This is a genomic window from Marinobacter sp. (assembly GCF_041984545.1).
Taxonomy (GTDB): Bacteria; Pseudomonadota; Gammaproteobacteria; order Pseudomonadales; family Oleiphilaceae; genus Marinobacter.
The window spans coordinates 16192-29204 of the sequence record NZ_JBHIXV010000042.1 but is presented as its reverse complement, the minus strand read 5'-3'; the positions used below and the strand labels follow the sequence as shown (position 1 = coordinate 29204).

Annotated in this window: 11 protein-coding genes; 3 read left to right on the top strand and 8 right to left on the bottom strand. The window is 58.4% G+C overall.

Annotated elements, in window-relative coordinates; genetic code table 11:
* Positions 1-76 precede the first annotated feature (76 nt).
* The 8 genes from ACFC20_RS15865 to ACFC20_RS15830 form a co-directional block, all read right to left on the bottom strand.
* Complete coding sequence (locus tag ACFC20_RS15865; protein WP_375193854.1) at positions 77-757, bottom strand: sensor histidine kinase; 681 nt, start codon at positions 755-757, stop codon at positions 77-79.
* Positions 754-2391: a tetratricopeptide repeat protein gene (locus ACFC20_RS15860; RefSeq protein WP_375193853.1), complete on the bottom strand. Its 1638-nt coding sequence runs from the start codon at positions 2389-2391 to the stop codon at positions 754-756. The genes ACFC20_RS15865 and ACFC20_RS15860 overlap by 4 nt, the downstream gene beginning before the upstream one ends.
* Positions 2388-5906, bottom strand: a complete 3519-nt coding sequence (locus ACFC20_RS15855) for a NahK/ErcS family hybrid sensor histidine kinase/response regulator (RefSeq protein ID WP_375193852.1) — start codon at positions 5904-5906, stop codon at positions 2388-2390. The genes ACFC20_RS15860 and ACFC20_RS15855 overlap by 4 nt, the downstream gene beginning before the upstream one ends.
* Positions 5907-5958: 52 nt before the next feature.
* On the bottom strand, positions 5959-6465 hold the full coding sequence (locus ACFC20_RS15850) for a hypothetical protein (RefSeq protein ID WP_375193851.1): 507 nt from the start codon (positions 6463-6465) through the stop codon (positions 5959-5961).
* 97 nt (positions 6466-6562) lie between these two features.
* Entirely contained in the window at positions 6563-8329 is a 1767-nt protein-coding gene (locus ACFC20_RS15845; protein WP_375193850.1) for a sodium:solute symporter family protein, read from the bottom strand.
* A 6-nt stretch (positions 8330-8335) separates the two neighbouring features.
* Entirely contained in the window at positions 8336-8599 is a 264-nt protein-coding gene (locus tag ACFC20_RS15840) for a DUF4212 domain-containing protein (RefSeq protein WP_375193849.1), read from the bottom strand.
* 212 nt (positions 8600-8811) lie between these two features.
* On the bottom strand, positions 8812-9519 hold the full coding sequence (locus ACFC20_RS15835; RefSeq protein ID WP_375193848.1) for a PolC-type DNA polymerase III: 708 nt from the start codon (positions 9517-9519) through the stop codon (positions 8812-8814).
* Between the two features lie 17 nt (positions 9520-9536).
* Positions 9537-11453 (bottom strand): putative nucleotidyltransferase substrate binding domain-containing protein, encoded by a 1917-nt coding sequence (locus tag ACFC20_RS15830; protein WP_375193847.1) that lies wholly within the window; start codon positions 11451-11453, stop codon positions 9537-9539.
* 150 nt (positions 11454-11603) lie between these two features.
* On the opposite strand from ACFC20_RS15830, the gene smrA reads away from it, so the two are divergent.
* The 3 genes from smrA (at position 11604) to ACFC20_RS15815 (ending at position 13012) form a co-directional block, all read left to right on the top strand.
* Positions 11604-12203, top strand: a complete 600-nt coding sequence (smrA, locus tag ACFC20_RS15825; protein ID WP_375193846.1) for a DNA endonuclease SmrA — start codon at positions 11604-11606, stop codon at positions 12201-12203.
* Between the two features lie 57 nt (positions 12204-12260).
* Positions 12261-12455: a hypothetical protein gene (locus ACFC20_RS15820; RefSeq protein WP_375193857.1), complete on the top strand. Its 195-nt coding sequence runs from the start codon at positions 12261-12263 to the stop codon at positions 12453-12455.
* Between the two features lie 77 nt (positions 12456-12532).
* Positions 12533-13012 carry a (2Fe-2S)-binding protein gene (locus ACFC20_RS15815; protein WP_375193845.1) on the top strand — a complete coding sequence of 160 codons (480 nt, stop codon included), beginning with the start codon at positions 12533-12535 and terminating at the stop codon, positions 13010-13012.
* Position 13013: the final 1 nt, after the last annotated feature.

The following is a 13013-nucleotide window of genomic DNA, read 5'->3' as shown; positions in this document are numbered from 1 at the left end:
ATGCCCGGTGGTGTGAGAGGACGGGGGAGGTAACTCCCCCTCCTACTCGATGCCGGATAAAAGCTCTCTGTTGTGCTTAAGGCAACCAGATTTCGAACACGCCGCCACCAAAGCTCCCGCCGTTATGAAGCTTGATCGATCCCTGGCGCCTGCCCTCACTGTGAAGACCTGCTACCGACGACGCAAAAAACAGCCCAAGGCTGGTGCTGCCGCTGTTGAAGTCCAGGGCCTTGAAGCTCAAGGTGCCTGTATGCTGCATGCTGTCGGGGTAACCCCGACCATCGTCCTCAACCCCGATCACGAGATACCCGTCCCGTTGGCTGGCCGTCAGTCGGATCCTGCTCTTGGTGTATCGAATGGCGTTGTTGATGGTGTTGTTGAGCACGCCGGTCAGCAGATCTGCATCGAAAAAGCCGTTGATCTGGTCTGCTTCAATAGAGTAATCAATGCCAAGGCCTTCCAGGAGGGGCGTGTGGCGTGCCATGTGTTCCGACAGAAAGTCCGGAACAAAGTGTTCTTCGATGTGCGCGGAAAGGTTGTTTTCGCCGAGACGATAGATGCCCAGTAACTGCACCAGGTCATTGTGCATGCGCTCGGCTTCGTACTGCAGGGTGTTGAAGCGGGAGGATTCGCCAAGGGACTGTTCGTGTTCCGTCCGCAACTCATCCAGGGAATTCAGTAGCATGCCCAGAGAATTTTTCATGTCGTGCACGGCCGATGCGAGCACCATGGAAAAGTCGATGTTCTGGTTGTTCATTCTGAAAGCCCTTTGAGTTTGCGTTGTAAGGCAACGTAGCGTTTGTGCTGCCTGTGCTGGGGAGGCAGGTCGGAGAGACGGTCCAGACAGCTCTGACACCGGCGTAGCAAGCCCGTGTCCGCTGGATTTTTGCTGTATTCCTTGAGAAGAACCTGAACCAGGTTCAGGTTGAGTGCCGCGTGGTCTGGCACAATTTCCAGCGCCCGGGCAAAAGTGTCGGCAGCGTCCTGGAGCTTGCCTTCTTCGAAGGCTTTAATGCCGTCACGATTGAGCGACCGTGCCTTGATCTTCTGGCGGAAGCCGACGGGTTCGTCGAGCAGGCTTTCGATCTTCTGAAGGATATCCGGGTCGTCACTGAACCGGTCTGACATGTTGGCAAGTAGCGCCTTGGCTTCGCCATCCTGGCCCATGCGGAACAGGGTTTTGGCAAAATCCAGGCCCGTTTGGGCGCCCATGGCAGACGGGTCACCCGCTTCCGTTCGTATGGCCTGCAGCATTTCGTTGGCCTGCCGGGTGTGGCCCTGACCGGCATAGACACGGCACTGGACAATCTTGCTGCGCAGGCCGATACCCTCTTCGTCTGGAAAACGCTTTTCCATTTTCTTGAGCACCGCGAGGGCTTCCCGTGCCCTTGCGGTTCCTTCCTCGTCCTGATCGCCCTCGCTGAGATCAGAGAGGGTCTGTCCGAGCGCAAGATAATGCTCGGAGTTGTCATGGATGGAGTAGGTGCCCAGTTCCACGGTGCGTCTCCAGGCCTCTGAGGCAGTGTCCATATCCTGGTTTGAGCCCGCCAGCTCGGCCAGGTGCTTCTGGCGGAGGAGGGCGTTGGGCGAGTGCTCAGCGGCCTTCTCGAGGATTTGCTGTGCCTGGGTAGGTCGTCCCTGGCGTTCCAGACCCTCGGCCAGGAGGTCATAGGCCTCCATGTAGTCCGGATGCTTGGTGATAAGCTCTTTGAGGTTCTGCACTGCTTCATCGAAGCTGCGGTTGGCGAGCAGCACCTTGCAGCGCCCCAGCTGGGCCCAGGAAAGCTCGCGCTGAGATAGCACGTCGTCGTAGATCTTGAGCGCGTGTGACAGATCACCGAGGCGGAAGTAGAGATCGCCAAGGGTTTTCATCAGCCAGGTTTTGTAGCGTGGCTGTCGGGGCAAGGCCTGGAGGCATAGGGAAATGGCTTCCGGGTAGTTTTCCCGATCGATTTCCCGGTTGATCGGCATAAGCGCGTTCCGTTGGCTGATCAGGCTTCCCAGGCGCTTCTCCAGTACCGCTCGATTGATGGGCTTGGTGAGATAGGCGTCCGGTTGGTATTCCCGCGCCCCCATTACCATTTCCTTGGAGGTTTCCGCAGTCACCATCAGAAACAGCGACGAGCGCTTGAGCAGTTTCTTGTGGCGCAGTTCCTCCAGGATATGCTGCCCGTTCCGTCCCTCTCCCAGATTGAAGTCACACAGTACAACGTCAACATGATTGTAGGTGCAGTACTGGATCGCCTGATTGGCGTTTGATACCAGTTCGATCTTGTCGGCACCGCAACTCCGGAGCATCTGACGCATGGACAGACGGAAATTCTCGAAATCGTCTATAACCAGGTAGGTCAGCTTCCCGAACGGGTTAAAATCACTGCTGGAATCGGTCATGGGCGTTTCTGCTTGAGCTGTTTGTTAACCAGCGCCCGCAGTGCGGCCGGTTTAACGGGTTTGTAGAGGACCTGATAGCCGCGATTGATGGCGTCCTCCCGGACTTCGGGCGCCATATAACCAGTAACCAGGATGCCAGGTATTTCTTTTCCCAGATTTTCCCTGATGCTGTCCATGGCGTCGAGACCATTCTTGTTATCATCAAGCTGATAGTCGGCAAGTATAATATCCGGCTGTTGCCCGTCCAGTTTCTCCAGGGCGTCTTCGAGGCTCTCGGCGGCGGTAACATCGCATTTCCAGTTGCTCAGCAGTGCCACCATACCCTGCAGTATGGTCGGGTCGTTATCAATGCACAGGAAATGCAGCCCGCCCAGGTTTGACACGCGCCTTGAACTGGTTGCGGGCCGGGTTTCCGCTGGCCCCGTCTGCTCTGGCGGCGCTACCGGCACAGTAATCCCGAAAACGCTGCCGCGCCCCTGTACCGAGTGTACGGTAACCGGGTGGTTGAGCATGCCGCTGATCCGGTCAACAATCGCCAGGCCCAACCCCAGCCCTTTTTTATCCCTGCCGTGCTGGAATCGCCGGAACTCCTCAAAGATGTGCGTGAGCTGGTCTTCCGGAATACCCGGGCCAGTGTCCCAAACCTCGATGCGGATATAGCCTTTCAGGCGTCGGCAGCCCAGAAGAATCTTGCCCTCCGGCGTGTACCGGATGGCGTTGGAAAGGAAGTTCTGCACAACACGCCGAAGCAGTTTGGCGTCTGACCGAATCCAGACACTGCTTGGTACCACGTGGAGATCCAGATTCTGATCCTTGGCGATGGCCGAGAAGTCGGTGGCCAGGTGACGCATGATATCGTTAACGGGGAATACCCCGATGTCAGGCTCCAGGGCGCCGGCGTCCAGCTTGGAGATATCCAGCAGTGTGCTGATGATTTCCTCGGCGGCTCCCAGGGAGCTGTCGATGTGGTCCACCAGCTCCTTCATCTCCCCGTCCTCTGCTTTGCCGGCAAGAGCTGAGGTAAACAGTCGGGCAGCATTGAGCGGTTGCAGGAGGTCGTGACTCGCTGAAGCCAGAAAGCGTGTCTTGCTCTGGTTTGCCTGCTCTGCCACAGACTTGGCTTTCAGCATCTGTTCGTTGATGACCTGCAGTTCCTGGGTCCGCTCCTTCACGCGTTGCTCAAGGTAGATATTGGTTTCCTTCAGGGCCTGCTCGGTGCGGCGCATGGCAGTGATGTCCTGGAAGGTGGTTACGTAGCCGCCGCCAGGAATGGGGCTGCCGTCTACCCGCAGCACGGTGCCGTCTGGCCGCTGTCGTTCATAGGACATCGGGCGGCCTTCACGCATACTGCTGCACCGATCTGCGACAATTTCATCGATCCGTCGGGCCGAAAGATTGGCATTGGTCAGGTTGTAGCGCATCAGGTCCTCGACCGGTCGGCCGACCCTGACAAATCCCTTCGGATAGGTGAAGAGTTCCAGATACCGGTGGTTCCAGACCACCAGTTGCTGCTGATGGTTGACCACCGACACGCCCAGACTGATGTTTTCGATGGCAGACTGCAGCAGCTCTCGACTGAACGTCATGGCCTGTGAGGCCTCATCGACGATGCTGACCACATCTTCAATCTGCATGTCGCGGCCGGTCAGGGTGGATTCCAGTACCACCCGGGCCGTGGACGCACCGATAACCGACGCCAGCTGCCGTTCAATGTATTTCATCAAGTGGGCGGACGCCGGCCGGTGCGGGTGAAGGCGAATAGCGTTACGGCGCTCGTAGTTCCGGAAGATGGTCTCCGAGCGCTCATCGCCCATGAAGCGATCGGTCAGCGCCTGCAGGTCTGAGGTCAGGATCTCCCCCTGCCAGCTCTGGTGCTGGGCGGTCTCGGCGCGAGGCTGGGGGTCGTGGAAAAAGGAGGCGATCTGGATCTTTTCGCGCACGCGCTGCCGGGTGACCAGCGACAGCAGTATGTAAACCACGGTGTTGATGCCCAGGCTCCAGATGATGCCATGGCTGATCTGATCCAGGTCCGAACCGAAGAGGGCAGTGGGACGAGTCCAGTTGAGGCCCCACAATCCTTCTTCAATCAACGTGTTTGATACCCAGCCAGTGGTTACCAGCGCGGGCAGCAGCAACGTGTAACACCACATCAGGAAACCGAGCCCGAGGCCCCAGACGGCGCCCACGTAATTGCCCCGGCGCCAGATGATGCCGCCTACGAGGGCCGGACCAAACTGGGCCGCGGCAGCAAAGGAAAGCAGGCCAAAGGCGGTCAGGCTGTAGTCCTCACCTGCCATCCGGTAGAAGCCGTAAGCGGTGAGCAGCACCACAAAAATGGCGACCCGGCGAATGCTCAGGAGCAGAGAGCTGAGATCGGCCCGCCGGTTCATTCCCGGACGGAAGAACTTCAGCAGCGCCGGCATGATGATCTCATTGCTCACCATGGTGGCGATGGCAACGGAACACACAATAACCATGGCAGCCGCCGCTGAACCGCCGCCCAGGAAAGCCAGGATGGCCAGCCACTCCTCGCCGGCCAGAATGGGTAGCTGGAGTATCAGGATGTCAGGGTTGCCCGATCCGGATTCGGGCATCAGCAAACCGGCTGCCGCAATGGGCAGAACAAACGCGCTTGCGACCACCAGATAGATCGGCATGGCCCAGCGGGCAATTTCAAAATCGCGATGGTCCGTGTTCTCCACCACCATCACATGGAACTGCCTCGGCAGACAGATGATCGCCAACATAGCAATCAGGGTCTGGGTAATGAAGGCGGGCGCCTCGATTCCATCGGTCGTCAGGGTTCCGATCAGGTCAGCCTCCCTGACCCGCGAAAATAAATCGCCAAAACCGTTGTACAGTCCGAAACCGACAAACAGGCCAACGGCCACGAAGGCGACCAGCTTGATCAGTGATTCGAACGCCACCGCCTGGATCATTCCCCGGTGGTGTTCGGTGGATTCAAGGTGCCGGGTCCCGAACAACACCGTGAATACCGCAAGTGCCAGCGTGATGTACCAGGCAGAGTCAGTCCAGGCAGCGGAGCTCAGCTCGTCATAGCCTGCGCCGGTCTGGGACAGGACATTAAAGCCCATGGCAATGGCTTTCAGCTGAAGCGCGATATAGGGCACGCTGCCAATCAGAGCGAAGGTTGCGATCATGGCCGCCAGAAGCTGGGACTTGCCGTAGCGGGAGGCGATGAAATCGGCAATCGAGGTGCTGTTGCTGCGTTTGCTGATGTAGATGATCCGACGCAGCAAAGGCGCGCCGAACACAAAAACAAGCAGGGGACCCAGGTAGATGGGCAGGAACGCGAGTCCCTCCTGGGTGGCGCGACCAACGGCGCCGTAGAAGGTCCAGGAGGTAAAGTAAACCGCCAGGGAAAGTGCGTAGATGTGGGTTCGTGCCAGGCGCCGGCGATAGAGGCCGGGGTGCTTGTCGCCGGCCCATGCAATCACGAACAGAATGGAGATGTAGGTGATGGATATGAGAGCCAGCAACCAGGCACTAATCATAATGCGCGTTCCCTTCTCGGGTCGATGTCAGCGGTGTTGAGTCAGCTCCCGGTCAGTCCTCGCAGACGGTCTGGAACAGCGGATCTTTGCTGCCAAGCACTTTCAGGTTATCCACCCTTGGGGTGCCGTCGGACCCCAGCGGAACCAGTTCGCGGCTGTCGCAGTTGATCAGATGCACGCGGTGGGAAACCGCATCGGTCATTTTCTGCTCAAACTTGTACAGGGTAAAACGGACAATCTCCTCGCGGTCGGTGTCCCGGGTGATGCTGTTCACATCAACCGTGGAAAATGCCGTCACGTACGGGAAGACGAAGGTCCAGGGGCGCCACAGAATGCCGTCTGATTCGGTGTTTACAATCACCGCTTCCTCGGGCAGCAGGGTCTTCTTGTGATCGTACCAGGTGTACTCCGTGTAGATCAGATAGCCAAGCATGCCAGCGCCGGCAAACACCGGAATGATCCACCTGGGAGCTTTCTGGCGGGTAACCGCGCGGATGCCGAGCGCAATGCCGGCGGCGCCAAGACCGCAGAATACCGTGGCGATAAAAGTCCAGAACATAAAATCGTTTCCTCAAAAAAGAACGGGCTCCCTCATTGAGGAAGCCCGTTCAGTATCAACCTGTCAATTCATGGAATGGATCAGGTTGAGATGTTGCTTAGTGGTCTTGAGCCTGACCGGCACCACGCGGGTAACGGACGCTTTCGACCAGTTCCTGAATCTCAACGGGCGGTTCTTCAGTTGCGTTGGACACAATGAAGGCTACCGCAAAGTTGACGATTGCACCAACCGCACCGATAGACAGCGGGGAGATGCCCAGCACCCAGTTATCCGGAGTGTCTGGCAGGTTGTTGGTGCCCGGGATGAACAGCCAGCCCTTGTACACGAAGATGTACACCAGGGTGAAGGCCAGACCGGTCAGCATGCCTGCAATCGCGCCCTTGTTGTTAACCCGCTTGGAGAAGATACCCATCATCAGGGCCGGGAACAGGGACGCGGCGGCAATACCGAAGGCCAGGGCCACCACCTGGGCCGCAAAGCCGGGTGGGTTGGCACCCAGGTAGGTCGCGACCACGATGGCAACGGCCATCGAAATCCGCGCTGCCATGAGCTCGCCTTTCTCGGTGATGTTCGGGTTGATCGAACCCTTGATCAGGTCGTGACTGACCGCCGAGGAGATGGCAAGCAACAGACCGGCCGCTGTCGACAGTGCTGCTGCCAGACCACCGGCTGCGATCAGGCCTACTACCCAGCCGGGCAGGTTGGCGATCTCCGGGTTGGCCAGTACCAGGATGTCCCGGTTAACGGTCAGCTCGTTGCCGGCCCAGCCGCGCGCTTGCGCTTCATCAGCAAAGGCAGGGCTGTCGTTGTAGTGCTGGATGCGACCGTCGTTGTTCTTGTCCTCGTACTGGATCAGACCGGTGACTTCCCATTCCTTCACCCAGTTCGGACGCTCCTCATAGAGGATCGGAGCCGCGTCGGTGCCGTCAGGGTAGATGGTGGTCATCAGGTTCAGGCGAGCCATGGAAGCAACGGCCGGAGCAGTCAGGTACAGCAGGGCGATGAACACCAGGGCCCAGCCAGCAGACCAGCGAGCGTCAGCTACCTTCGGCACGGTGAAGAACCGGATGATAACGTGGGGCAGACCCGCGGTACCGATCATCAGCGACAGGGTGAACAGAACCATGTTCAGCTTGTTGTCGATGTCAGCCGTGTAGGAGTTGAAGCCCAGATCGGTGATCACCTGGTTCAGCTTTTCCAGAATCGGCATGCCGGAATCCACGTGGGTGGAGAACAGGCCGATCGGGGGCAGGGCATTACCAGTCAGTTGCAGGGAAATGAACACCGCCGGGATGGTGTAGGCGATGATCAGAACGCAGTACTGGGCCACCTGGGTGTAGGTGATGCCCTTCATGCCACCGAGTACGGCGTACACGAAAACAACCACGGCCGCGATGATCAGACCCATAGTGGCGTCTACTTCCAGGAAGCGGGAGAAAGCCACGCCGGCACCGGCCATCTGGCCGATTACGTAGGTGACCGAAGCCACGATCAGGCAGATAACCGCCACCAGTCGCGCGTTCTTGCTGTAGAACCGGTCGCCGATGAACTCGGGCACCGTGAACTTGCCGAACTTACGCAGGTACGGAGCCAGCAGCATCGCCAGCAGAACGTAACCACCGGTCCAGCCCATGAGGAAGGTGGAGTTGGCATAACCACCGGCGGCAATCAGACCCGCCATGGAAATGAACGATGCGGCCGACATCCAGTCCGCACCGATAGCAGCACCGTTGGTGATCGGGTGAACGCCGCCACCGGCAACGTAGAAGTCGCTGGTGCTACCGGCCTTTGCCCAGATGGCAATCAGGATGTAGAGGAGGAAAGAGCCCCCTACGAAGATGAGGTTAATGGCAAATTGGCTCATTCGTTCTTACTCCTCGTGCACGCCGAATTTTTCGTCGATCTTGTTCATGCGCCACGCGTAGTGGAAGATCAGAGCGATGAACGTGAGGATGGAACCTTGCTGGGCGAACCAGAAGCCCAGATCGGTACCACCAATCGCGATGCCTGAAAGCATCGGACGGAGCAGAATCGCAAAGCCATAAGATACCAGGGCCCAGACAATCAGGCTCCCGAATATCAGGCGTAGGTTTGCCTTCCAGTAGGCTTCAGCGTCGTAGCTATGACCTGACATAGGATCACTCCTGTGTTGTTGTTGTGGAGGTTGGGTGGGTTTTTGGTGAGGCACTTCGGTTAGAGAATTTATTATTCATATAAGTACTTCTCCGACTAGTTGTCTCTACCGACTTTACTGGTCAAGGGATTTATAGATATTGGCAAAAGGTCTAATTCTCAGTCATTTGCCGCACCCTTGCCCCAAAATTGTGCGGCCGTCGCCGATTCGATTCAGAAGCGATGCATGTTTTGAAGCCGGCGACGATAATGCAGTTTTTCCTGCAGTCCCTTGAGCGTTTTGACTCCGTCTTTCCGGGCCCGATTCAGGGCAATCAGGGTCAGTTCCGCCGTCGCCATGGCATCGGAGGCTGCGTGATGCCGTTCGCCGACTTCCAGGCCAAAGTAATCGGCCCAGTTGTCGAGCCTCTTGCCACCGGTTCGGGCATCCGGGAAGAAGGCAGGCATGAGATCCGCCACATCCATCCAGGTGTGCGGAACGTTGTATCCCAATTGGCTGCGCAAGGTCTTTTCCAGGAATTTCTGGTCGAAGGCGGAGTGGTAGGCCAGTATCGGGTCGCCGTTCATCCATTCGAGCAGGTACAGCAGTGCGTCCTCGGTCTCATGACCCCGGGTAAGGGCTTCGGGGCCAATGCCGTGAATCAGCACGGTCTGGCTGATATCCAGCTCTGGCCGGCGGAGTACCAGGTCGAACTGATCGCCGAGATGAATGACGCCGCCGCGTATGGCAACGGCCCCGATAGCGATCACCTCGTCCTTGCTGGCATTCAGGCCGGTCGTTTCAAGGTCCAAGACAATAAGGCGGCAGTCCGAGAGCAACTGGTCACCGGGGGTCTTCGGATTGGGGAGGTTGCCCGGGTCGTGGTTGCCCACGCGACCGCTTCGGCGCTGTCCAAGCCACTGTTTGATCTGTTCCAGCATAAAGACGAGTCCGGGAGTCAGAGTTGGTAGGTAACTTCCAGCTTCTGCTGAAGCCGCTGGGCCTGGCGGAAGGACTCCCGCAATATGCGTCGGTCAAGCGGGTTCAGATCGTCCGGATCAATGTAGTTGGTCAATTCCTCCTCACGCGCCAGCATTTCCTGATGCGCCCGCATCCGAATGGCCTGGATCAGGCTATACGCCTCTTTCCAGGCATTGGCATCCTTGGGGTCGAAGATGCCCTTTTTCGCGAGCTCGTCCATGCGCTCCAGGGTGTTGGCGGTTTCCACCCCGTTGGCCAGCGCAAACACCCGCACCGCCTCCACAAACGGAGCCAGACCCTGGCGCTTGAGGTCGAGGGAGTGTTTCTTGCCGTCGGTCACGTAGCGAAAGTTGCGAAACATGGTCAGAGGAGGCTTCCTCTGGAAGGCGTTGCCCGCCAGCATCTTCTGGAACAGCGCGTTCTTGCGGATGCGGGCCAGAACCTTTTCCAGCAATGCCTGCAGCGGTTCGGTAGGCCCGAACACGGCTCTCATATCGAGGAAGATAGAGGAGTACACCAGATTCTGGGGCGTGGAGGCATCGATAAAACGGATAAACCAGTCGTCCCATTCGCGTCCGCTCAGGCAGAGCTTGGGATTGCTGGCCATGATGTTGCCCTTGCAGAGCGTGAAGCCGCAGTCTGCCAACTCCTTGTTAACGGTCTGCGCAAAGGGCAGAAGTTTTTCCCGTACCTGATCTTCGGTCATGCCCTCCGGTGTTTCGAACAGGATGCCGTTGTCCTGGTCGGTCAGCAGGGTCTGTTCCTGCCGCCCCTCACTGCCAAAGGTCAGCCAGGTGAAGGGAATGCCCGGATCGTTTCTTTTCAGATTGAGCTCCAGAACCCGTCGTACCGTGACATCGTTCAGCGTGGTGATGATCTTCACCACCTGGCCGGAATCCGCACCGTGGGCGAGCATGGCATCTACCAGTCGGGACACATCAGCACGCAGGCTTATCAGGGTATTGAGGTGGGTGGCCGTGCCAATGGTGCGTGCCAGGTTCACCAGATCCACACGCTGCAGGGCGAACAGGTCCCGTTCAGACACCACACCGATGAGCCGGTGCTCATCATCGACCACGCACAGATGGGCGAAATGGTGCTCTGCCATCAGCATGGCCGCCTCAAAGGCATCTGCGTGGGAGGGCAGGCAGCAGGGGTCCGGCGTCATCACCTGTCGGATGGGTGTGTCGAGGGGCCCTTTGTCCTCGGCGATCATGGTTCGCAAATCCCGGAGCGTGAAAATACCGGTCGGGTGACGGCTGTCGTCGGTAATGATGATGCTGCCAACGTTGTTTTCGTGCATTCGGGCAACCGCCTTACGCACCGGCAGATCCGGCGAGCACACAATGGGGTTGCGCAGAGCGTAACGTTCCAGTGGCGTGTCCAGCGAAGTGCTCGAACCCATGGATGCCATGGCGTTGGACTGGATGCGACGGTTTACCTGATCCAGCAGACTGCTGACACCCCGCAGGCAGAAGTCGCGGAACGGCTCACTCTCGGAAAAAAGCGTTACAAAGGCGGCCTGTCCGATACTCAGGCAGAAGGTGTCGCCCGCCGCCCGGTGCAGGGTCCGGGTTGGGCGCTCACCGATCATGGCTGCGAGAGGAAAACACTCCCCCTGGCTGATCTCAAAGGTGGTTTCCGTCCGGCCCTCCTTATCGTTGTGGCGCTCACCACGGATCCGACCCTGTTTGACAACGTAGAACCGTTTGACGACACCCTGTTCCGGAGACAGCACTTCGTCTCCGTCTGCGTAGAACTGAATGGACGCATTCTCGGCAAAGTGGGCCAGGTGAGCGTCATCCATGCTGGAGAAGGGCGCGTGCTCGCGCAGGAAAGTCATGATGGCCCGGATGTTCTGGGGATTGTCGTGTTCCTGAATTGCTGCCGCCATGCCGTGTTCGCTCGCTGAATAGGGTGATCCGCTTGAAGTGTAGTTTATGCCCGGCACTCTGCTCCCTGAGATTTTCGTCGCACTCGGACTGATCCAGGTCAGTTTTCTTTATGGTCAGGGGGGCGGATGGTAAAGTCCGGATTGAAACAGGTGATTGAACGTAACGCCATGACGACCAAAGAAGAGCGCCTCAGCTTTCTTGAGGAAATGAAGGATGTGCGGCGTATCCGCAAGCCCAACCGGGCCGAGGTCACCACGCCGAGAGAACTGACGCCGGGGCATCTGGAGCGCCAGCGTGCGGCGGTGGAAAAGCCGATCCGGGACAATAACCCGCTCACCTCCGACATGGTGGAGCCCCTGACCGCTCAGGACGTGCTTTGCTGGCAGCGCCCTGGCGTACAGCACGGGGTGTTTCGTAAGCTGCGCCTGGGCCAGTATCCCATCGAGGCCCGTCTTGACCTTCATCGCATGACCGTTGAGCAGGCGCGGCGCGAAGTATTCGCCTTTATCGGCGACTGCCTGCGATACGGCCTGCGCACGGTGATCATTCTTCATGGCAAGGGTGAACGCAATCCCGACGGAATTGCTCAGTTGAAGAGCTACCTTGCCAAATGGCTGCCCGAGCTTGACGATGTTCTGGCCTTTCATTCGGCCCAGAAACACCATGGTGGAACCGGCGCGGTTTATGTCATGGTTCGCAAGGGCGAGCGGGATAAGCAGCGCAATCGGGAAATCCATGGAAGCCGCTAAGGCTTTGTATTTCAATTCTTGAACGTAGAGCCGCTCGGCGGCCGCCAGGAGGTTTTTGTGGGAAACAGATTTGTATTGATCGCAGTGGCATTGCTGGCCATGGCCGGTTGCAAGGATCGTGTGATCTGGAATGACAACGGCAAGGTGGAGCAGGCAACCACCGATCGCGAGGTCTGGGATTCCAACGGCAAGATGGAAACCGGCGAGCGCAAGATCTGGGTGAACAAGGACGGCGAAGACGTCATCAAGTGATGCAACCTGCCGCCCCGGGGCGGCTTACAAGAAAACCGGGCGAAAAGCCGGGTAGTTAAAATGAGGAGAGAGCGGGCATGGCCTTGAGCCTGACGGTCAACGGAGAACCACGATCGCTGGATGTGGAAGGTGACACCCCACTGCTGTGGGTAGTGCGGGATGAACTGGGGCTCAAGGGCACCAAGTTTGGTTGCGGTGCCGGATTGTGTGGTGCCTGCACCGTGCATCTGAACGGTCAGCCTGTGCGGTCCTGCTCGACGCCGGTTGAAATGGCTGCTGGCGCGGACGTTGTCACCATCGAAGGGTTGGGCAGCGAGGATCGGCTTCATGCGCTGCAGCAGGCATGGATCGATCACGGCGTGCCGCAATGCGGTTACTGCCAGTCTGGCCAGATCATGAGTGCCGCTCACCTGCTGGCGACCAATCCGTCGCCCTCGCGGGATGAGATTGTCGCCGCCATGACCGGCAACCTCTGCCGCTGTGGAACCTACTCGCGCATCATCGCGGCGGTCGAATCCGTTGCTGCCGGCAACGCCTCCGACGTAAAGGAGGCGTAAC

What these genes read in the sequence shown, in the direction of transcription:
- ACFC20_RS15865 (WP_375193854.1), bottom strand. Translation starts at nt 757, where the DNA reads ATGAACAACCAGAACATCGACTTTTCCATGGTGCTCGCATCGGCCGTG.
- ACFC20_RS15860 (WP_375193853.1), bottom strand. Translation starts at nt 2,391, where the DNA reads ATGACCGATTCCAGCAGTGATTTTAACCCGTTCGGGAAGCTGACCTAC.
- ACFC20_RS15855 (WP_375193852.1), bottom strand. Translation starts at nt 5,906, where the DNA reads ATGATTAGTGCCTGGTTGCTGGCTCTCATATCCATCACCTACATCTCC.
- ACFC20_RS15850 (WP_375193851.1), bottom strand. Translation starts at nt 6,465, where the DNA reads ATGTTCTGGACTTTTATCGCCACGGTATTCTGCGGTCTTGGCGCCGCC.
- ACFC20_RS15845 (WP_375193850.1), bottom strand. Translation starts at nt 8,329, where the DNA reads ATGAGCCAATTTGCCATTAACCTCATCTTCGTAGGGGGCTCTTTCCTC.
- ACFC20_RS15840 (WP_375193849.1), bottom strand. Translation starts at nt 8,599, where the DNA reads ATGTCAGGTCATAGCTACGACGCTGAAGCCTACTGGAAGGCAAACCTA.
- ACFC20_RS15835 (WP_375193848.1), bottom strand. Translation starts at nt 9,519, where the DNA reads ATGCTGGAACAGATCAAACAGTGGCTTGGACAGCGCCGAAGCGGTCGC.
- ACFC20_RS15830 (WP_375193847.1), bottom strand. Translation starts at nt 11,453, where the DNA reads ATGGCGGCAGCAATTCAGGAACACGACAATCCCCAGAACATCCGGGCC.
- ACFC20_RS15815 (WP_375193845.1), top strand. Translation starts at nt 12,533, where the DNA reads ATGGCCTTGAGCCTGACGGTCAACGGAGAACCACGATCGCTGGATGTG.